Source organism: Cryobacterium sp. TMS1-13-1 (assembly GCF_004403125.1).
GTDB lineage: Bacteria > Actinomycetota > Actinomycetes > Actinomycetales > Microbacteriaceae > Cryobacterium > Cryobacterium levicorallinum.
Map to the genome: position 1 here is coordinate 287,254 of NZ_SOGX01000010.1, position 20,604 is coordinate 307,857.

Consider the following 20,604-nt stretch of genomic DNA (forward strand, 5'->3'; position numbering starts at 1 on the left):
GCTGGTATCGAGTCACATCGTTATCGATCCGACCTCAGCACGGAGGCTCATTGGCTCGATCGCCGGGCTTGGCGTGATTCGTTAAGGATTCATTTGAGCAGGTGTGTAAAGCGTTGGGCGCCGCGAATGTATCTGGACGTCGTCATCCTTATGCCGCCGAACACTTCTGGTCACCAGATTCAATTTTCCCAAAACCCACCGTTTGTTGAACGTCTTGATGGTCGGGGGATTGGCATGCGCAGAGGCCTTCCCTGACTGGAGCGTCTCGTGGGTCGACAGCCGGCAGGACCTCTTCAGGTGATTCCACTGCACGTCGGACCTTCGAGGGTGTCTGCGGTCAGTTGTTTCCGTCCTGATGAGAATGCCAGTGGGCTTGATCTACGGATGCCCTGGCAAGGACTGGCAAGCGACCCCATTGTTGTCACCGTCGAGCCGCCCGACGTCGCCATAGTACGGGTAGTACGTGTCGAACCAGGCCTGCGCAGCGGACCAGGTGCTGAAGCTGTTGCAGTTCACTATGTCCCCGGGATTCGCTGGAATAGATGGCGGCGCTGGTGGAGCGGGCGGTGCCGGTGCCGCCGGAGCGGGCGGCGGCGCGCACGGTGTCATTGCGTCAATTGCCGGGCTCTGGGCGTTCACGCCGCCAAGTAGGATGCGACGGGTAGTGCCGAGCGCTTGCAGGTCACTGATGACGTAGTCGGGAACACAGTTCCCGGGTATGACATACAGTGCGGCGTCGTCTCGTCCCGCGAGGGCGGCGCCGGCGAGGGCATCCGCGAAGCCGGTTCCGGTGGCCAGGTAGACCACCGGCGACGACGTGAACGAGCCGCGGTTGATCGCGCTGGAGGTCAGGTACCGATCGGCGCCCGATAGTCTCTTCACATTTGCGGCCCCGAATACTCGGTCGAAGTCGCTTTCGATAGCTGCTGAGACGGCCGCTGGCCCGCCTACCACGGTGATGTGCACGATGCCCAGTGACGCCATCAAGGCGAGGGTGGCGTGGTCAGCGGTGGCTATTGCCCCGTCGACGAGCAGTACCGGGCTGGTGCTTCCGCCCGCGACGGCCGATGCGCTCAATGCGTCGGGGAAGTTTTTGCCGGTTGCGACGAAGGCGCTCGTCGCTCCGCTGCCGAAGGCGGCCGCGTTCACGGCGCGTGAGGTGGCATAGCGGTCGCTGCCGGCGTCCCGGCGAATCGATGGCGCCAGAGTCGACAGCTCGGTGTAGACATTCTCGGTGATTGACGCGGGCCCGCCGACGACCACGATCAGTGCCGGGGCCAGGCGCCGGATCTCCACTGCTACATTGCCCGGAAGGGCGGTAGGTGCGGTGAGTAGTAGCGGGCCACCCTGCATTGCTGCGGCCGGTGCGGCGCTGAGTGCATCGGGAAAGTTGGCGCCCGAGGCGACGTAGACCACGGGCACACCGGTCGCGTATTGTCCTGCGACAGCGACTGCTGTGGCATAGCGGTCTGCACCGGAGATTCGCTGTACGTTCCCGCCTGCAGGCAGGGTTCCGCCCTTTGCCGGAACGTCGACGCTCGCGGTACCGCAACCTCCGGCGAGTATTCCGTTCAGCACGGTGCTCTCGGCGCTGTCGATGCTCAGGTTCCAGCGATACTTCACGAGCACCCAGTCGGTCGCGTAGCGACAGGTGACCGAGGACGCCGGTGGCATCCACGAGGCAGGGTCGGAGTCGCCCTTGGACTGGTTTACGTTGTCGGTCACGGCCACAAGCGAGGCGCCCAGACCGAGATCGTTCGCGTAGGCCCGGCGTTGCTCGGCGGTCCACGCGTACGCCCCTGACTTCCATGCCTCGCTCAGCGGAACCATGTGGTCGATGTCCACGTCGGAGGGGTTCGTCCACACAACACCGTCGTACCAGGAAAATTACTGGCCACTCACGATGGTGCAATCGGAGTTCTTGACCACGGGGACCCGTGATTCCTGGATCAACACCTCTTCGCGGGTGTTGCACCCATTGCTGTCCGCGTCTACCCAGTGCACGAACAGGTCGCGGTTGTAACCGGACGCTGTCTCTGGAACGACGGTGAGTTGAGTGAGTATAGAGGACACCGATGCCGTGCCGGAAAGTTCGGTCGCGATCGCCGGTGCCGGTTGCAGGACAAGGAGCGAAGCCGCCGTAAGTACGGCAACTGTTAGGACGGTGAGACGAGAGCGCATGGGGCCGATCGGTCCGGTGGTGGGTGAACTGACTGAGTCGTGGGTCAACATCACCGGCATCGCCTGGTCCGTTTGCCCGAAACCTTCTCGGGGAACATCCTGTCCACCGTGCCGAGTGCTTCGACCTGCCGCGCTTCGTTCGGGTCCGTGGCGCTGGAGCGCACGTGGCCGACCACCTGCCTTGTGTGTCCACTCATCTCAAGACCCCCCGTAGATTTTGCCCAAGCGTATCGGACGCCGACCCTGATTGACGAAATTTTTGGGGGAGTCTTGACCTGCTCAAGTGGGTACACCCTGGCGGACGCGTGTTTTGTAGCCGTTGACGCGATGGGCATTCTCGGCCTGATCGCAACACCACGGGCAGGGACAAAGGTGAGCCATCGACTCGCGCGGTCGGCGCCTCTTGGAACCCTGGAAGCCCTACGGTTCGGTTCCTGGAGCCCGGTGTCAGTCGCTATGCCGCCAAGGGGAGAGCTTGCTTGCGCGTTCCAGCGCATCCTTCAACGCCTCGTCGTCCATTGGTCCTCTCCAACGCACCGTCTCTACCGCAAGCGTCAGGCGCACTGAATCAGGAATCTCGACCTCTTCCGACGTGACAAGGAGTACCGGGTCAGTGAGACCTTTGCCTCGTATGGATTCGACGGAACGGCTGATCATTCTGTCTGCGAACTTGAGTGGTCGAGACGTGTGTTTGATCTCCACGATGACGTCGCGATCCTCAACGGTCATGACGGCATCTGGTCGAAACCTCGAGGCGCCTTTCAACTTTTGCCGGGCAATGTGGGATGAGAAAGCAACTGTTGGTCCTACGAGCTCATGCAGCGAGATCAGAAGACGAAGTTCGTAGAGACGGAATTCGGCCATGCTGGACGCAGCGGCAGTGCCTGCGCTTGACTCCACATAAGACAAAAGGGCTTGCACCGTACGTTCCTCTTGAGCGCGCATAGCCTCTGAGTTCGGGGTGCTGGACTCCGACTCGGAAGTCGGCGCACCTGCGTCCTCGCGCGTCAAGGGGCCTGAAGACAGGACGTCGAGGATGCCAGCGCATGCTGATCCTTGGACGTTTGTTGAGGTAGTCAGCTGCAGAGCATTCAGAATATTGATTGAGACATCTGCCGGTAGCGGCCGGTGCTCTTCATCAAGCGGGATGCACCTGGATGCGGCCCATTCGAAGCTCTGCCACCAAGACCGATCCTGTTCGCGGTCTTGCTCGAGAGCTAGATTCCCTTGGGAGACAGCCACCTGGCGCGATATCCCGCGGAATGCAATCGTTGCAGCGACCAGAGCTGCAAGTGCGGCGGCCCCGGGGCTTTTCGCAAAGTCTCTAAGCCAAAGGCCCACACCACTTTGATGCAGTCCAGCGACTGTCAGTGCCACATAGGCGCCGAGCAGGCCAGCGCAAACAGTAACTGCAATGACGATCGGCCACGATAAACGCTTTCTCATACGATCGCCCCAAGTTCTATAGTGCCTTTGCTCTAACCTATGGGACTCGAAGGCCCTCGAATGCTCCAACCTAGAGGCTACATTCCTCCAATATGGGGGACCCCACCGTCGCAGCACTAGCGTTGTGGGTTCAAATAACGGAACCGGTTGTTAGCGCGGACTCGAGCTAGTCCATGTCCTGGTAATTACCGCTACTGCGCAGGACGCGGAGGGGACGTTATCCCTCGCAGCTCGGAGTGCTCATCAATTCCTTCGATTCCCCATGGGCTGATCGTCAGGTCGGTGCCGTCCGAGCGGTCCACGCGGTTTGGAAGCAGGACGCGAAGTCCTTTTCCGCCTCGTTGGTCTACATACCACCGTGTCGGGTCGGCACTCCGGGGACGTCGAAGCTGGCCGTACTGGGTTCGATGATGAGGTGTTCGAGCACCTGTACGCCTGGCCTGTCTCGGTGATGTTGGCCCGGATGATTGTGCTGTTCGCGGTATCTGTCGCCTGTGTCTGGTTAGTTGGTTGGGTCGGTGATGAAACCTTCGTCGATCATCCAGGCGTAGGCCACATCGGCGGGTTCGGCGCCGTCGACGTCAACTTGACGGTTCATGCCGCGTAGAACTTCGTCGGTGAGTTTGGGCGATATTTTGGCGAAGATCTTTTCCAGGCCGGGGTGGGCCTTGAGCGTTTCAGTGTAGAAGATCGGTGCCACGTTGTATGCGGGGAAGAATGCGAGGTCGTCGGTTAGGACGGTGAGGTCGAGTGCGTCGAGGCGGCCGTCAGTTGTGAAGACTTCGCCGAAGTTGCAGGCGCCGTTGTCGGTTGCGCTGTAGATGGCGCCGGTGTCGTAGATGCCGATGTTGCTGTCGGGCACGCCGTTGGCGGTGCCGCGTTCTAGTCCGTAGTGGGCGAGCATGGGGTTCATGCCGTCTGGCCGGGAGTTGAATTCGGATTCGACGCAGAAGGTGCGTTCTTCGACGGGTAGTGCGGCAAGTGCGGACATTGCTGTGATGCCGCCGAGGTCGGCGACTGCCTCACTGCGCACGGCGAGGGCGTAGGTGTTGTTCATCGGTGCTGGTGCGCCCCAGGTGACACCGTTTTTGATGTCGAGGTCGTATACGGCTTGCCACATTTCGTCCTGGTCGGTGATTGCCTCAGTCTGGCCGAGGTAGGTCAGCCATGTGGTTCCGGTGTAATCCCAGAGCACGTCGGCCTGGCCAGAGAGAAGTAGATCGCGGGCCGGCTGGCTGCCCGGCACGTTACTGAGGTCGGTGACGTCGAATCCGGCGGCGGTTCCGGCGAGCACCGCGATTTTGCCGAGTAGTAGTTGCTCGGTGAAGTTTTTGGATGTGACGGTGAGGTTGACGCCGTGGGCGCCGTCGAGCGGGGTGATCGACCCGGGTCCGACCGCGGGAACGTATGAGGTCGCCGGCTGCAGTCCGCAGCCGGTCAGGGTGACGGCGGTCAGGGCGAGGATACCCGTGGCGAGGCCCCAGCGGCCGAGGGGCCCGCGGTGGGCGCGAGGACGGGTGTGGGAAGAGGGGTGGTACATCTAGAGTCCCTTCGGGCGGGCGATGTGTTCTACGACGCGGCCGACCCAGTCGATGAGGAGGGCGAGCAGTGCTACGAGTAGGGCTCCGGTGACGAGTACGGGGGTGAGGCTGAGATTGACGCCGGTGGTGATGAGGATGCCCAGTCCGCCACCGTTGACGAATGTGGCTAGGGCTGCGGTGCCCACGAGTAGGACGAGGGCGGTACGCACGCCCGACAGCATGACGGGCACGGCGAGGGGGAGCTCTACGCGAAAGAGTACGGCGGTGGAACTCATACCCATGCCGCGTCCGGCTTCGATGAGGCGGGCGTCGACCTGCTGCAGGCCGACCATGGTGTTGCGCAGTACCGGGAGTACTGCGTAGAGCACGAGGCTCAGCGTTGCTGCCCAAAATCCGAAGCCGACCCAGAAGGCGAGGAGTACGACGACGCCGATTGCGGGGGCGGCTTGTCCGACGTTGGCGATGGCGAGTACCGGAGCGGTCAGAAACCGCAGGGGCCGCCGGGTCAGGGCGATTCCCATGGGAATCGCGATGACCAAGACGATCGCCGCGGCGAGGAGGGTGAGTTGGATGTGCTCCACGGTGTAGACCCAGAGCGCGTCTGGGGCGAGGGTGATCAGTTCGACCGGCGAGAGGTTGGCCGTTAGTAGCCAGATCACGAGTGCGAGAAACGCGAGCAGGATGCCGGCGAGTTGGTAGATCAGTCCCCGCCAGGAGTGCCATACCGCGCGGGCGTGACTGATCGGTGCGGCCAGCGTGGTGGGGTCGCCGGGTGTTTCGACGGCGGAGTCGCCGCCGGCGATGCCGGTTTCTGCATTTCGAGTGCGGGTGCTCATTGAGTGGTCCGCGCGTTAGCGTCGTTGCTATCGGTGTCGTTCGGGTCGGTGTCGGCGGCGGGTGCTTGTGCTTGGAACACGCCGGTGTTGAGTCCGACGGGTGCGTGGTCTGATTCGAGCACGGCAGCGGTTTGTGACCGGGTGATGGCGTCCATGACGGTTTGTACGTCGATGACGCCTTTGAACATGTCGCGGCGGCCGGTGACGAGTGCGGCTCCGGCGCTGGAGACGAGCATTGTGTCGAGGGCGTCATTGAGCGTGGCACGGTAGCCGACGACGGGGAGTTTCGGGTCGGGAACGTTGCTGATGATCTCGAGGCGGCCGAGTTGGCGGCGGGAGAGCCATTGGATGGGACGGTGACGTTTATCGACGATGACCGCGTGGCCGTGGCCGTGGCCGGCGTCGACGAGGCGGGCCAGGACATCCGCTGCCTGTTCGCCAGGGTGTCCCACGACGGCGTCGCCGAACCCGACCTCCGCCACTCGGGTGAGGGTGAGCTGTTTGAGGCCGGCGCCGGACCCGATGAAGTTTTCGACGAACTCGTTGGCCGGGTCGCCGAGGATGCGTTCCGGGGTGTCGTATTGTTCGAGCTGGGCGCCCTCGTTGAAGATGGCGATCCAGTCGCCGAGCTTGACGGCTTCGTCGAAGTCGTGGGTGACGCAGACGATGGTCTTTTGCAGTTCTTCCTGAATGTTGAGCAGTTCGTCCTGCAGGCGTAGGCGGGTGATCGGGTCGACGGCGCCGAAGGGCTCGTCCATGAGTAGCACGGGCGGGTCGGCCGCGAGGGCGCGTGCCACGCCGACGCGTTGCTGCTGACCGCCGGAAAGTTCCTTGGGGTACCGGTTTCGGTAGAGCGCCGGGTCGAGGGAGACGAGCTCGAGGAGTTCGTCGACGCGGGCCGCGATGCGGGCTTTGTCCCAGCCGAGCATTTTCGGCACGAGGCCGATGTTGGTGGCGACCGTCATGTGGGGGAAGAGCCCTCCGGCCTGGATGACATAGCCGATGCCTCGGCGCAGGGTATCGCCGTTCATGTTGGTCACGTCGTCACCGTCGACGACGATACGGCCTTCGGTTGGTTCGATGAGTCGGTTGATCATTTTCAGGGTGGTGGTCTTGCCACAGCCCGAGGGCCCGACAAGCATGACGATCTTGCCGGCCGGGATCTCCATGGTCAGACCGTCGACGGCGGGGCGCGCCTGGCCAGGGAAACGCTTGGTGACGTGGTCCAGCAGGATGTTCGCACCGGTAATGCCGATTGGGGTCGTGGAATCGTCGGTGCTGGTGGATTCTGCGCTGGTGGATGCAATACGTTCAGACACGAATACCTCGGGGTGTGGTCAGGCGGCCGAGGCCGACGAGAAGAAGATCAAGAATGAGGGCGAGCACGACAACGCCGATGACGCCCGTCAGCACGGACTCGAGGGAGTTGGCGCCGCCGAGGCGGGAGAGGCCGGAGAAGATGAATCCGCCCAGGCCCGGGCCGAGGGAATATGCGGCGATCGCGGCGATTCCCATGACCATTTGGGCGGATACCCGAATGCCTGTGAGGATGATCGGCCACGCCATGGGCAGTTCCACCTGCAGGAGCGTACGGAACCGGCTCATACCGATGCCGCGGGCGGATTCCACGATTGAGGGTGCGATACCCGACAGACCCACGACCGCGTTGCGCAGAATGGGCAGCGTAGCGAAGAACGCCACGACAACGACGGCCGGAGTGACACCGAAGCCGAGCGGCGCGATAAGCAGCCCGATGAACGCAAACGAGGGGATAGTCAAGCCAATGGCCGACACCGAGTTGGCGACCCCGGTGAGAGCGGAATTACGGTAAACGACGGCGGCCAGCACGACGGCGATAACTGTCGCCAGGATCAGGCACTGCACGACGAGGCTGAAGTGCTGCCAGCTGCTGAACAGGATCTGCTCAAACTGATCCCCTAAAAAATCCCACACATCAAAACCCCTTCGCTTCGATCACACGTTGATCTACGGCCACCGGCACGGGCACAACTGGAGGTGCCGATGCGAAACTAGATACAGACATAGGTGAGAACCGGAGACGAAGATGAATTCCCAGTCTTGCACGGCTGCACTCCCCTATGGGCGCAGCGAGACGTTACGGTTCAATCACGTGCTCCGATCCCCGCGAATGAGGACGAGGATACGTGCATGACGCTGATCAGTATCGGGCTGCACGTCTTCGAGGCCACGACGTTGACCTGTGCCGGCCGGCGACTGTCCCGGCCAGTCCACGCGGTCTGCCACGGAAAAGGACGCACAGACCGCGGGCGTGACGTACACGGTCGTCGACGTGACCGAGAATGCAGCGGCCCTCGAGTATGTGTCTGAGGACCTCGGCTATAGCGCGGCACCGATCGTGGTCGTCGACGAACACAACCACTGGGCTGGCTTCCGGCCTGACCGCATCATTGCGCTGGCACAGGGTAGAGCCCTCGAGGAGTAGACCCGTCGCGAGTCCCGTGCAGGATCTTGCGCCCCATGATCAACGCTTCTGGCCGTTCTCTTTCCCGGCCAGTGGCATTTTTGCATCCCGGCACCAGAAAGGACCCGTGCACAATCGTCGTCGTCGGGCCAGACTGAGCGATATGGATCTAGACAGCGGGGGAGTGATGAGCCGAAGTGAATTCGAGGAGGCTCTGTCTCGTACTGTTGCAGGGCAGCTCCACACCGGTACTGGATCCGCACCCCTTGACGTCGTACTCCAGGACGTGGCGAACTCAATGCCCGGCTCGGGTGCTCGTGTTGACGCGATCGAGGTCGCCCGCTTCGTCTTCGCTCAGCTTGACCCGACTGCCGATGACGGGATGCCCTGGAGCGGGCCGCCCTGTCCCTCGTGCGGCACCGAGATGAACGCCGAGATTATGAGTACCAGGAATGGCCTCCGGGGATGTGAGCGCTGCCCTCAGTGTGATCTTGTCTTTCTGCTACCGGACCTGTTCGCGGTGTAGACCCGCGGCGACGCACCGTCGCCGAGTCGCATCACTCACGATCCGCCCTGCCCGGTCCGATTGTCATTTCCGAAGTCGTCTGCACAACGGCCCGCGTGTTTTCGGGGTTGTGCCGGCGAGTGTGAACAGTGGCTGTTCCGTACTCCTCTGCACAGTGAACAGTTACGCGGCAGTGTCACCGGTGCGCTGGATCGCCCCGGAAGAGCGTGGGCCTCGCCACGATGAAGAGTTGAGCGATCTGCGCGGTGGTCTGTTCGCCCCCAGTCAGACCTCGACTAGGTGTTTCTCTGAGCCCTGGATAGTTTGGGGTGCTTACCGGGCAGCCGCTTTCATTCTTTTGCAGCCGTGCTGAGAATGCTCATCTCGATGTCAGTAATGCGCTCATCTCGACGTCAGTGGGCCGCAGGCTTGTCCCAGTAGGCTCGTCGATCACCCTGGTGATCTGGTGGTCGAGGCAGAAGGGGCGGCAATCGGCGAGCAGGACCCGGTGGCGCACGATCGGCTTCCTCGTGAGGCGACGGTGCAGCTGATGACTCTGGATAGTTAGGGCCGACTTACGACTGAGGACGTGCGGTTGACGACCAGCTGGTCGCCGTCCCGCCTCCGCGACCGGCACAGACGTCCCGCGGGGCGTAGCTGGATGCTCATCCGCCGCCAGCTCGCCTGCTACCCCCGCGCCCCAAGACGGAAACCTCACCGTCCTGACACCCACCGCGACGTCCTGTACGCCCTGGGACTCACCGATCGCCCAGCTCATAACGTCTCCGAACGACCGCTCATGAGACATGAAGATCATTAGACCCTTGCCGCAGCAGTCCCCACCTTGGCCTCACGCAGCGACCATGTCACTGACAGCCAAATGAGCAATTCGCTGACATCGAGGTGAGCATTCTCAATTAGGGACCAGTTCGACCAGGCCCGCAGTGCCCACGACACCACCCGGGATGAAGCTAGCTCGCTGTGCGGGCACGTGGCGACCGCGATCGTCGAACGCGACGCGGCACAGACGGACGCGGACCGCGAGCGAGCCCACGGCGAGCAGCGCGTGAGCGACCTCCGGACCACTCACGACCAACAACTTGCCCAGCTTCGGGACGAGCTCGCCGAGCTGCGCCAGGACGCGCGCGAACAGCGCAGCCGCGCAGATCGAGCAGAAGCCCGCCCCGCTATCGAGAAACCGGCAGAGTAGGTGGCTGGCCGCACGTGGTCCTGACGCGGTCTTCTTGAGTTTCGATGGTCCAGCGTGGGCGCAGGGGTAGCCGGCTGATCACTTTCTTAGAAATAGCGTTCTAATAGCGATATGGGCACAAACAGACAAGACGGATGAAACTCTGGCCTCATGCAGCAGTTCGACCGGACTTCTGCAGACAAGTGCCAGCCCGTCGATGAGAAGAGTCTTGAGGCTGCGTGACCTAACCCTGGCTGACGTCCTTCTAAGGATTGTCTTTTACGTGGTCTGTCCGCGGTCTTAAGGCTGCTCACGGTGCGCTGATCAGGCGGACATGACTTTATAGGAGCCTGAAGCGAATTCCCTTTACCGTCTTGTCTGCCCACCTGGTCGACGTGCCCATTTTTTACCCAGATGGGCGCAATGGAAGGGCAACTTCATCATGGCAACAGACTTACCGAATGCCGTCGCCGTCGACACGCACTCCGATTCTCATTTTGTTGCCGTCATTGATGAGCGGTCCTCTTCGCACTTTCAGATCGTCGTCACCGCCGCTATCCCGCCTTTGAGACCACAGGTTGGTCTCAACCGATGAGTGTCGGACCCCGCCCCTAGGCTGAGTCTTAACTGTTCTGGGGGGGGGAAATCATGATGTGGTGGGCTCACGACTTAGATTCAGTGTTCTGGCTTCGAAACGGATGTGGGGGGCCGTGGGCCCGTAGTTGGTATGCACCACCGAGTGCAGCTCGGCCGGGAGATGGTGCACGACCATGACGATCAGTGCCGATGATATCGGCAATGATCGGGGCGTGATGCAGGAGGCTGTCGGCGTCGACGGCCGGCTCTGGGGAAAACTGGGGGCAGATGGTGGCGGCCGGTATCCGCTCATCTGCCATCTGCTCGACACCTCGGCGGCCGCCCTGGTGCTCTGGGATACTTGGTTGCGTCCGGGCCTGCGGGAGCTGATCACTGCGGCAGTCGCCCCCGACGAAGTAACTGCGCGGGCAGTCTTCTCTGCCATCGCTGGCCTGCATGACGTGGGCAAGGCCAACAAGATCTTCCAGGGTCAGCTGTACAGCAAGCACGCAGACGCGGCAGTACACGGGATCGTCGCGGAACTCTGCAGCGCTGGATTTGATGTCACGACCCCACTCAGCGCAGTCCCCGGTCGAAGCGTTCCGCCGGTCTACAAAACGGTCATGCGACGACATGAAGCCGTGAGCTTGTTTACTCAAACGGGCGTTTGGCCACGAGGGTCGGATCCCGTCGCTGATACTTGGGCGTCCGTCATTGTTGGTGGTCATCACGGCCGTTTCCACCCCCGATTCGATCCGGCTACTAAGGCAGCGGACTGTCTTACGGCCAACGGATTTCTTACCGGCCTTACCGCGGGCAAGTGGGGAACGCAGCAGCAGGCTCATGAAGCCGCAGTACTGAAGGCGTGCGGCGTTACCCGCGCTCAACTCGACGCGCCCGTGCACGGCGAGAAGACTACAGCGGCCATTTTGCTCCTGACCGGTATGGTCATGCTCGCGGACTGGCTCGCCTCCGGCACCGAGTCGTTGGCGCACGGCCAAGGTCTCGCGACTGATCCCGTCGCCGACCCCACCGCATGGTTGAACGGCCGGCGCACCGAGTTCTTCGAGCAATCCGTCCCGCAGACCCTAGGCCTCTACGAAGATCTCGCAGACCCGCTCACCGCGATCATGGGCGCCTTCGCCGACTCCCCTTCTCCGTTGCAAGCCGTCGCGCCCACCATCGGCCGAGGTCTATGGATCGCGACTGAGACTACGGGCTCGGGCAAGACGGAAGCGGCAATGCTGCGGCACGCTGCGGTGCCGGGCGAAGGTATTCTTTTTGCGCTGCCGACCCGGGCGACGACAGATGCCATGTTTGAGCGCATCGCCGGCTACTACTCGTCCTCGACGAACGCGGCCGCGCTGCTTCACACTCACCGCAGCCTGAACAGCTTTTATACGAATGTCTCCCATCCGGGGGAAGGGCTGCACTCCACACCGTGGTTGGCGGACGCCCGCAACGCCCTCTTCGCGCCCGTCAGCGTGGGCACCTGTGACCAGGTGCTACTCGGTGCCCTGCGGCAGAAGAACACGCCCGTGCGGCTGCTCGCACTCGCGAACCGACACATCGTCATCGACGAGGTCCACAGTTTTGACCACTACCAGGCCGCCCTGCTAGAAGAGCTCTTGGCATGGTGGGGCGAAACCGATACGCGCGTCACGCTGCTCTCGGCATCACTGCCCAGCGCGGTGGCGCTCAGGTACGCACAGTCCTATGGCGGCCCGAGCGTTAACGTTACGCCAGATTATCCTGGCCACATCAGAGTCACCGCGTCGGGAGCGACGAGTGCGCCGGTGACATCACAACGCAGCTACTCCCTACGGGTAAACCTGCACGAAGCCCCGGCCACTGCACTGGTCGACGCCCATTTTGAGCGAGCCTTACAGTATCGGCAGCGGTCTGCCGATACGCGCATCGCCATCGTGGTCAACCAGGTGCAGCGTGCCCTTGACATCGCTCGGCGACTCACTGAAGCGGGCGAGCGTGTCATCGTGTTGCACTCACGAATGGCGGCGGGACATCGTGCTGCCGTCACCCGCGAGCTGCACGAGGTCGCTGGCAAGGCCAGCGGGCAGCGCGGTGTGATCGTGGTGGGTACTCAGATCATCGAATCGTCTCTTGATCTGGACTTCGACCACATGCTCACCGATCTGGCTCCGGCTCCCGCCCTCATCCAGCGAGCCGGCCGGCTCTGGCGATCCACGGCCGTCATCGACGGGGTGTGGGCTGCGCATCAGTTCCCGCGCCCGACCGTCTTGCCGACCCTCGACGTGGTCATCCCCACCGATATTTCTGGGGCGCTCGACGCGCGTGCGTCCCTTCCCTATCTACCGGGCGAGCTTCGCCGTACGGCGGATGCCCTGCGCCGCGACGTTCGTGACGGTTGTGTCATCGCCATCCCGGCCGACGTGCAGCCGCTTGTCGACGCGGCTGCGTTCGATCCACGATCGCCGGACCTGGAGGGCGTCGACGGGGAACTGGAGCTCATCGCCGCCGCGCGCAAGCTTCAGGCGGCCGACACCGTCGTGGTTTCCTTCCACCATGACCACCCCGACGGCACGATCCTCGGGCACGATACGACGCTTCGGGAATTGTCGGCGGTCACCGAGCCCGATGAGCTGGCCGAGTACAGCACGCGGCACATCGAGCGCCCCACCGTGGACTGTTTCATCGTTGAGCCCGAGGGCTCGTCGAAATGGGTCTGGCGGGCATCCGTCGAAGCAGCCCTGTACTCCCGGAATCCGCACGTTGTACGGGCGGTACTGGCTCTGACCTTTCCCGTATCTAAGAGCAACATCTCGGCGAAAACAGGAATCGAAGCGATCCCGGGGTTTGATCTCGAAGACGAAATCGGCATGCGCAAACGCGGCCCCATGCAACGGCAGCTGATGCCGGTGAGGCTCGTTGATGGTGCCGTCTACGACGACCTCCTCGGTGTGCGGTTCCGATGACTAACAGGACGGCTTTGGCAGAGACGAATCGACGAGTACTCAACGATGGGAGTAGTGCTATTACACAACAGGGAAACATTCGAGAACTGGCTTGGCTGCCCGTGATCGACGCGTCGGGGCGGCGATTGGTCGGCCTCGACGAACTTTTCACCAAGGCTCACCTGATCGAGCGAGTCGATGTGCGAGCCCCCATCGAGAAAGCGGGCGTACTCCGATTCCTCACGACCGTCACCGCCCTCATTGCTCGAGCGCAAGGCATCACGAAGGCAAGCGCCGAAGCTGTGACGACCGGCGGTTTCTCACCGGCGGCCATCGCGCAGGCCCTCGGCTCCCTCGATGACCGCTTATGGCTGATTCACGAAACCACGCCGTTCATGCAGGAGGGGCGCTACGTCGCTGCAACGTCGAGCGTGAAAACGGCCGCGAGTATCCGCTCAACCTCTCCAGGAGATTCAACCAAGGCATGGTGGGGGCGACCAGGCGACGGTTTTGCCACCGGTAATCTGTCCTTCGCAGACGCGCCGGCCGCACTGATGGGCTTCTGGTTCTACTCAGTCAATGGCAACGGCGCTGTCGTTCTTGACGGATCTTCCCTGTCTATGCAGGGTTCCGCGGCGGGCAAGGTTAAAGCGGCCGGCGTACGCCTGTGGAAGGTCGGGGAAAACCTCGCCGCAACGCTACTGATGAACACCCCACAACAATGGGTTAAGGAGAGCGGACTCCCAGCCTGGGCGCAGACCTTGCAGACGTCCGGCCAGCTCGATGCCTTAGTGGCCGCAACAATTACAGGCAACGCAGCCTTGTTGCTACCGGGAGAAGTCGACGGCGAGGTCATGTTCACCGGTGCGCATATGGGGAGTGTGCTGCGACGAGGAATACCACCGACCGCGGATGACCATGCCGCCGTGCAGGCGGCGAAGAACCGCAACAAAGCTGCGATCGCGGCCAACCGCACTCTTGCTGTTGGGGAGGTCCCGACCCCGCTGGAAACCCTCCCGCTGCTGGGAGTCGATGCGTTGAAAGCCTCGCTCGTGGATGCCTGGCGGGCTGACCCTCAGATCGTTTTGCGCAAGCCTGACCCGAAGAAAAGGGGCCCGCAGAAGGACGAGGATATTCGGGCGCTTAATGATGTCAATGCCGGCACGAGTGTGTTGCACAACTTGCGCGCCTGGTACCTGCGCGCTTTCAACCCGGAGGTGCCGGGTCGCGCAAGCATCCTGGTGCGCGAGGTGTTCACAACCGAGTTGTTCTCGATCCAGCTGAAGCAGAAGGGTTCCTACGGCGAATTGGTCGGGGCCTCGTGGCTGTCGATGCCTCCCGGCACGGTAGGTGGCTCGCCCGAGGTACAGGCTGCCCTGACGATGTTCGCGGAATATGCCTATGAAGGAGTACGCAGTGCGCTGTACAACGCCATCCGAACTGTGCTGCACGACGACGATTTCGTCGCCGCAACTCATGACTGTGCCCTCGCCCGGTTCAGTGCACTGGCCGATGACGTCGTAAGTGACGTGATCGAAGTCTCACTGCGGGGAGAGAAATTCACCAGTGAGCATGTGCGGTTGTGGACCGCCGCCGCGATCGAGGCTTTCGATGAAGCCGTCGAGCCTTATGTCAACGCACGCAGGTTACCCGACATCGCCGCCGCCCGCCGAAATCTGATCCGAGTCCTCAATCAAACCGAAAGTGAGAAGTGACCGTGAGCCTTCCCAACGAACTGCAAGCCTTCACCGGCCGACTGCTGGCCATCAGAAACTCAAACCCCTCAATGACCTCCGATGTGGCCCGAGGTATTTCCGAGATCACGGAGCGGTACGCATACGCGTACACGGTGCCCGCAACTGCGGGTTTGCACTACCCCGCAATGATCACAGGGGCCACGAGAGCGTTGGGGATGGTAGCGAAATATAAGCGCACACCGAACAGCTCTCTCACACTGGGTAGAAATTTTGCCAGCATCCCCGGCACGACCGATGGTGTGGGCGAACGCTTGGCGCTCGTCGTGGACCTCGACATCGAACAGGCGGCTCAGGTCATCGAAGGCCTGGTTAGCCGCGCGAACGCAGTCAACTTCTACGAGCTCGTGGAACTGCTCACGTTTTGGGACACCGGGGATCTCGAGCGCGACATGAAAACCCGCTCGCGCCTCGTCTACGACTTCTACTCCCGACCCGCCCACACAACGAAGAAAGCAAGCTGACCATGACTGAGAAAAACTACCTGACGATTCACTCGTTGACGGCACTGCCTTGGCACAACCTGAATCGAGACGATCGAGGACTGCCGAAGCAGGTACGCGAAGGTGGCAAGACCCGGGGCCGACTCAGCGCCCAATCGCTTAAACGAGCCATTCGCGTCGCCTACGAGTTGGATTCTTTTACCGACGCCACGAAGTCCTTGCGGTCGCGCGCCTTACCTGAAGAAATCGTGCGTCGGGCCGGGGTCATTGCCGTGACGAACGGGGTCGAGTTCGATGAGAAATCGGCGCTCAAGATCGCGACCAAGATCGTGAAGTCTTTGACGGCCAACGACAAGGATGCCGCCGAATCCGAGGGGCCCGCCAAAGAGGCAGCGAGCGACACCATGACGTGGCTCTCCGCCGATGAGATGGATGCACTCGCGGGAGTGCTGGGCAGCGCAAACGGCACAGGCGGCACTATCAAGGCTGCTGACTATATTAAGCGTCAGACTGGGAGCTTGAGCATCGCCGCGTTCGGTCGTATGTTTGCCGCGCAAAGCGACCTTCAGACTGAAGCCGGCATCGCCGTCGGGCCCGCGACCACGACGCATCCGATCATGATCGAAGTGGACTACTTCACCACTGTTGACGATCTCGGCGGTGGCGGAGCCGGTCACCTCGGTCAGGCCTTTTACACGTCAGGCGTCTACTACCGTTCGGTAACGATCGACAAAAAGCAACTACGCGATTCCTGGACCGGCTGGACCAGCCCGGATGCCGCCGATCGCCTCGAGCTGCTGGTGCGGTCCATCGTCACCGCACTCCCGAGCGGCAAGGACAACTCCACAGCCCCGAACACGCGGCCGGCGCTGATTCTCGCGGAGACTCAGTCGCACCGCACTGCCTATGAATTTCACGAGCCGGTGAAGGCCGACTTCGAGGGTGGATATCTCAAGGGGTCCATCGACCGGCTAATCGAGCAGGCCACTCAGGCACGCGCCTTCGATCCCAGCGAGTTTGGTGAATCGTTTGTCTCCGGCACATCGGTCAGCGCTGATCTTACGATCGGCTTTGAGTACTCCGCGGCCAGCCTGCCCCAGCTCACCAAGCGAATCGTGGAATGGCTGCAGCGGTGACACATACCCTTCTGCTGCGCTTCGCAGCCCCGCAACAGTCCTGGGGTTCAACCGAACTGGCCGACCGAAACTCCGAACCATTGCCTACCCGATCCGGTGTCATCGGGATGCTCGCAGCCGCGCTCGGCGCAGAGCGCGGCGCCTGGCCGGAATGGCTGTGGGCTGCCGATATCTGGGCCAGAGTCGACCGCAAAGGCGCGCTCAGCTCAGACTTTCATACGGTGGGTCTTCCTGCGGCTGGCGTGCAGAACATCCGTTCACGGCACCGAAAGGTTACGGGTGGACGAGGCAAAGCCAACTTCATCGTGCCAGTGGGTAATGGTGGCGGGTGGGCAGTGGGCGGCGGCACTATGGTCACCGTGCGGCAGTACCTAGCGGATGCCGAATTTCTGGTGGCCATCAGCCACGACGAAGAAGCTCGTGTGGCAGAGCTCGCTCACGCCGCCCGCAATCCCGTCTTTATGACGTATTTGGGTCGCAAGTCTTTCGCGCCGACCTTCCCCTTTCACCTGGGCGTGCGAGAAGGCGATCCCCGAGCGATCCTGTCTGCCCTGCCGACCCGGGCGAAAGGGGCGTCGCGACTGTCGCTTCACCATCTGTTGGGAGACCAGAACTTTGCGGTTGAGACCGTGCAGCCGCCGACGATGACGACGCTCGAGGGATGGGCCGCATGAATCACCTCACCCTGGTTACTGCTACATCCGTACGGGTCAAGAGCTGGAGCGATCATGGCGAACTGCACCGATTGGTGATGGGGATGTTCCAGTCGGCGAGTCTTCCCGGAGAACCCAACGAGAAGCGGGCAGCGAGCAACATTCTGTTTCGAGTCGACGAAGCGCCGACCGGAAAGGTGCTTCTCATCCGCTCCGATATCGCGCCGACGAACTTGCCGCGGGGCGCGCAGACGAAGGCGGTGTCTTGGCAGATGCCGCACGCGGGAGCGGCCGTCCGTTTTCGATTGACGGCCAATGCTATTCGCCGCGCTAGGCCGGTGACGCCGGCGGTTAAACGTGGGGTTGGCATCTCGCCGGTCGATGACGTGGCTGACTGGGTGACCAACAAACTCACCGGCGCCCTCGACGACGTCACACTCTTCAGCCATGACCGCAGTGTGGTTACGAGCGGTAAGTCTGCGCTGCAGCTTGACGTGGTCGATGGTTATGGTCTGGTTCGCGACCCGGCAGCTCTGCAAAGCCTGCTGAGAGTTGGAGTTGGGCGGTCGAAAGCCTTCGGCTGTGGACTGCTGACTGTTGCGCGAGCCTAACGGTGGCCTATTCACCGAAAGCGCTGCAGTACGCCAGTATCGGGGCCGCGGAACAGGTACGCCTCACTGATCGGGTGAGTTACCTCTACCTTGAATACGCCCAGATTGTGCAGGGACGAACCGGGGTGCTTGCTCTGCAAGCCGACGAGAGCGGTAACACTCGCGGCGAGGTGCAAATACCTGTCGGTTCCATAGCGGTGGTCATGCTTGGCCCTGGGACCTCGATCACGGCAGCGGCCGCCGCGTCTCTGGCGGCCGCCGGGGCGGTGGTCATGTTTAACGTATTGAAACGCGTGGCCGAGTCTCTGTGGGTCAAGGCCGTCGATGCAGCAGCGGATGGGGTAGTGGTGATGGTAACGAGTGCTCCCCAGACAGAACAAGGCTTTCGCGTGCAGCTGCACCAAGCGCGGGGGAAAGATGTCATTGATTTTGATGGAATCTCGCTCATGAGAAGTATTCCAATAAACGCACATGATGAGAAAGACAGTTCTCCGCCGTAAATATGCTGGTCCCGCAGTCTCTTCCCCGCGCACGCGGGGGTGTTCCCAGGACTGCTCGCACGTCGATTTCGAGCAAGCCCTCTTCCCCGCGCACGCGGGGGTGTTCCCCCCGCCAAGCTTGCCGCCGAACTCACCGCCGCCTCTTCCCCGCGCACGCGGGGATGTTCCCACTATGAGTCTTATTTTCGAGCGCGCGGCAGCCTCTTCCCCGCGCACGCGGGGGTGTTCCCGCGGGCACAGTTCCAAGAGATCGCCGCGACGGCTCTTCCCCGCGCACGCGGGGGTGTTCCCCTCACAGAGGTATCTGATGCAGGTAAATCGGACTCTTCCCCGCGCACGCGGGGGTGTTCCCAAGGTGATGATCGTCGGCGGTCGCGGAATGAACTCTTCCCCGCGCACGCGGGGGTGTTCCCGAATGAGCCATCCGATCGTGCGGAGTACTTAGCTCTTCCCCGCGCACGCGGGGGTGTTCCCTTTAGGCGGTACAGATCGTGGCAGAAGACCTTCTCTTCCCCGCGCACGCGGGGGTGTTCCCCGAGTTGAGCACTCGGAACCGTGATGCCACGACTCTTCCCCGCGCACGCGGGGGTGTTCCCCTTCCATCCATGCGGGCACGAAGTTGTTCGGTCTCTTCCCCGCGCACGCGGGGGTGTTCCCGCGCCGGCCGACTGGGAGAACCGACACGTAACCTCTTCCCCGCGCACGCGGGGGTGTTCCCCCCTACCGGCTGGAAACTGTCATGCCGGTGCCCTCTTCCCCGCGCACGCGGGGGTGTTCCCGTTGACGAACAGCAGATCGGCGACGGCATGACTCTTCCCCACGCACGCGGGGGTGTTCCCGTGCCACGGACCCTTTACGCTCTCAGCCTTGACTCTTCCCCGCGCACGCGGGGGTGTTCCCCGTGCAGCAGACACCAGCACGTCCCGCAACTCCTCTTCCCCGCGCACGCGGGGGTGTTCCCTCGCGCATTGGCCGGGTGCCTGCTCGGCAGCGCTCTTCCCCGCGCACGCGGGGGTGTTCCCGAGTGCGCTGTCGGTCTGCGGTTTCTCGCGAACTCTTCCCCGCGCACGCGGGGGTGTTCCCACGGATTCGCGGTCTGTCCTCATTGATGGGGACTCTTCCCCGCGCACGCGGGGGTGTTCCCAAGCTCACGCCCGCCCATGTCCGCAAACTGGCCTCTTCCCCGCGCACGCGGGGGTGTTCCCTGGGTGAAGTACTCGCCGAGCGACTTCACGCGCTCTTCTCCGCGCACGCGGGGGTGTTCCCGTGATCGCCGCGAACTCCTTGACCTGCTCCTGCTCTTCCCCGCGCACGCGGGGGTGTTCCCGTGATGGGCGTGAATGATTTGAGACGGCGAACCTCTTCCCCGCGCACGCGGGGGTGTTCCCCCCGTCATGGACAAAGCTGCCAACAAAACCAACTCTTCCCCGCGCACGCGGGGGTGTTCCCTGGAACGGGGTGGGGCAGAAGAATTACACCGTCTCTTCCCCGCGCACGTGGGGGTGTTCCCCCAGATGTGCACGCCGTCACCGGAAGGTTCACTCTTCCCCGCGCACGCGGGGGTGTTCCCTTTGGGCGCATGCTGAGCGTGTGGCTCAGTAGCTCTTCCCCGCGCACGCGGGGGTGTTCCCGGCGGCTACATCGTGCCGGCGCAGACCGAGTCCTCTTCCCCGCGCACGCGGGGGTGTTCCCCAGCCCGCCTACCGGATCACCGCCAACACGATCTCTTCCCCGCGCACGCGGGGGTGTTCCCACCCTGAGCAGCCTCCGCACCGGCCTGAGCCACTCTTCCCCGCGTGCGCGGGGGTGTTCCCGGCGTATTCACGCTGACCTCGGATATCACCCTCTCTTCCCCGC

At 62.6% G+C, this 20,604-nt stretch carries 16 protein-coding genes and 1 CRISPR repeat array (1 of these 17 only partly in view); of the genes, 9 read left to right on the forward strand and 7 right to left on the reverse strand.

Annotated elements, in window-relative coordinates; genetic code table 11:
• Window positions 1-378 precede the first annotated feature (378 nt).
• The 7 genes from E3T31_RS18345 to E3T31_RS10710 all read right to left on the reverse strand — a co-directional run bounded on the left by E3T31_RS18345 (window position 379) and on the right by E3T31_RS10710 (window position 7,957).
• Window positions 379-1,866 (reverse strand): cell wall-binding repeat-containing protein, encoded by a 1,488-nt coding sequence (locus E3T31_RS18345; protein WP_241977831.1) that lies wholly within the window; start codon window positions 1,864-1,866, stop codon window positions 379-381.
• Between the two features lie 21 nt (window positions 1,867-1,887).
• Window positions 1,888-2,181, reverse strand: coding sequence for a hypothetical protein (locus tag E3T31_RS18350; RefSeq protein WP_241977833.1), 294 nt, complete (start codon window positions 2,179-2,181; stop codon window positions 1,888-1,890).
• A gap of 447 nt (window positions 2,182-2,628) precedes the next feature.
• Window positions 2,629-3,045 (reverse strand): hypothetical protein, encoded by a 417-nt coding sequence (locus E3T31_RS17815; RefSeq protein ID WP_206750315.1) that lies wholly within the window; start codon window positions 3,043-3,045, stop codon window positions 2,629-2,631.
• A 1,084-nt stretch (window positions 3,046-4,129) separates the two neighbouring features.
• Window positions 4,130-5,167 carry a glycine betaine ABC transporter substrate-binding protein gene (locus E3T31_RS10695; RefSeq protein WP_134468698.1) on the reverse strand — a complete coding sequence of 346 codons (1,038 nt, stop codon included), beginning with the start codon at window positions 5,165-5,167 and terminating at the stop codon, window positions 4,130-4,132.
• Window positions 5,168-6,004, reverse strand: a complete 837-nt coding sequence (locus E3T31_RS10700; RefSeq protein WP_134468699.1) for an ABC transporter permease — start codon at window positions 6,002-6,004, stop codon at window positions 5,168-5,170.
• Complete coding sequence (locus tag E3T31_RS10705) at window positions 6,001-7,254, reverse strand: ATP-binding cassette domain-containing protein (RefSeq protein ID WP_198417023.1); 1,254 nt, start codon at window positions 7,252-7,254, stop codon at window positions 6,001-6,003. Before E3T31_RS10705 ends, E3T31_RS10700 begins: the two co-directional genes overlap by 4 nt.
• A 61-nt stretch (window positions 7,255-7,315) precedes the next feature.
• Entirely contained in the window at window positions 7,316-7,957 is a 642-nt protein-coding gene (locus E3T31_RS10710; RefSeq protein ID WP_134468700.1) for an ABC transporter permease, read from the reverse strand.
• A gap of 337 nt (window positions 7,958-8,294) precedes the next feature.
• On the opposite strand from E3T31_RS10710, the gene E3T31_RS10715 reads away from it, so the two are divergent.
• The 9 genes from E3T31_RS10715 (at window position 8,295) to E3T31_RS10750 (ending at window position 18,747) form a co-directional block, all read left to right on the forward strand.
• Window positions 8,295-8,468, forward strand: a complete 174-nt coding sequence (locus E3T31_RS10715) for a hypothetical protein (protein ID WP_241977835.1) — start codon at window positions 8,295-8,297, stop codon at window positions 8,466-8,468.
• Window positions 8,469-10,018: 1,550 nt separating this feature from the next.
• A complete protein-coding gene (locus E3T31_RS17820) occupies window positions 10,019-10,162 on the forward strand; it encodes a hypothetical protein (RefSeq protein WP_166788471.1) in 144 nt (47 codons plus the stop codon).
• A gap of 749 nt (window positions 10,163-10,911) precedes the next feature.
• Window positions 10,912-13,671 carry a CRISPR-associated helicase Cas3' gene (cas3, locus tag E3T31_RS10720; RefSeq protein WP_134468702.1) on the forward strand — a complete coding sequence of 920 codons (2,760 nt, stop codon included), beginning with the start codon at window positions 10,912-10,914 and terminating at the stop codon, window positions 13,669-13,671.
• Complete coding sequence (locus tag E3T31_RS10725) at window positions 13,668-15,365, forward strand: type I-E CRISPR-associated protein Cse1/CasA (protein ID WP_134468703.1); 1,698 nt, start codon at window positions 13,668-13,670, stop codon at window positions 15,363-15,365. Before cas3 ends, E3T31_RS10725 begins: the two co-directional genes overlap by 4 nt.
• 2 nt (window positions 15,366-15,367) lie before the next feature.
• Window positions 15,368-15,868, forward strand: a complete 501-nt coding sequence (locus E3T31_RS10730) for a hypothetical protein (protein WP_134468704.1) — start codon at window positions 15,368-15,370, stop codon at window positions 15,866-15,868.
• Window positions 15,869-15,870: 2 nt separating this feature from the next.
• The gene (cas7e, locus tag E3T31_RS10735) at window positions 15,871-16,983 is read left to right on the forward strand and encodes a type I-E CRISPR-associated protein Cas7/Cse4/CasC (protein WP_134468705.1); all 1,113 of its coding nucleotides are present in this window, start codon (window positions 15,871-15,873) and stop codon (window positions 16,981-16,983) included.
• Window positions 16,980-17,657, forward strand: coding sequence for a type I-E CRISPR-associated protein Cas5/CasD (gene cas5e / locus E3T31_RS10740; RefSeq protein WP_166788473.1), 678 nt, complete (start codon window positions 16,980-16,982; stop codon window positions 17,655-17,657). Before cas7e ends, cas5e begins: the two co-directional genes overlap by 4 nt.
• Window positions 17,654-18,247 (forward strand): type I-E CRISPR-associated protein Cas6/Cse3/CasE, encoded by a 594-nt coding sequence (gene cas6e, locus E3T31_RS10745; RefSeq protein WP_166788474.1) that lies wholly within the window; start codon window positions 17,654-17,656, stop codon window positions 18,245-18,247. The genes cas5e and cas6e overlap by 4 nt, the downstream gene beginning before the upstream one ends.
• Window positions 18,248-18,249: 2 nt before the next feature.
• The gene (locus E3T31_RS10750; protein WP_134468708.1) at window positions 18,250-18,747 is read left to right on the forward strand and encodes a type I-E CRISPR-associated endoribonuclease Cas2; all 498 of its coding nucleotides are present in this window, start codon (window positions 18,250-18,252) and stop codon (window positions 18,745-18,747) included.
• Between the two features lie 18 nt (window positions 18,748-18,765).
• Window positions 18,766-20,604: a CRISPR direct-repeat array (repeat unit 29 nt; unit sequence CTCTTCCCCGCGCACGCGGGGGTGTTCCC); it runs 140 nt beyond the window's last position.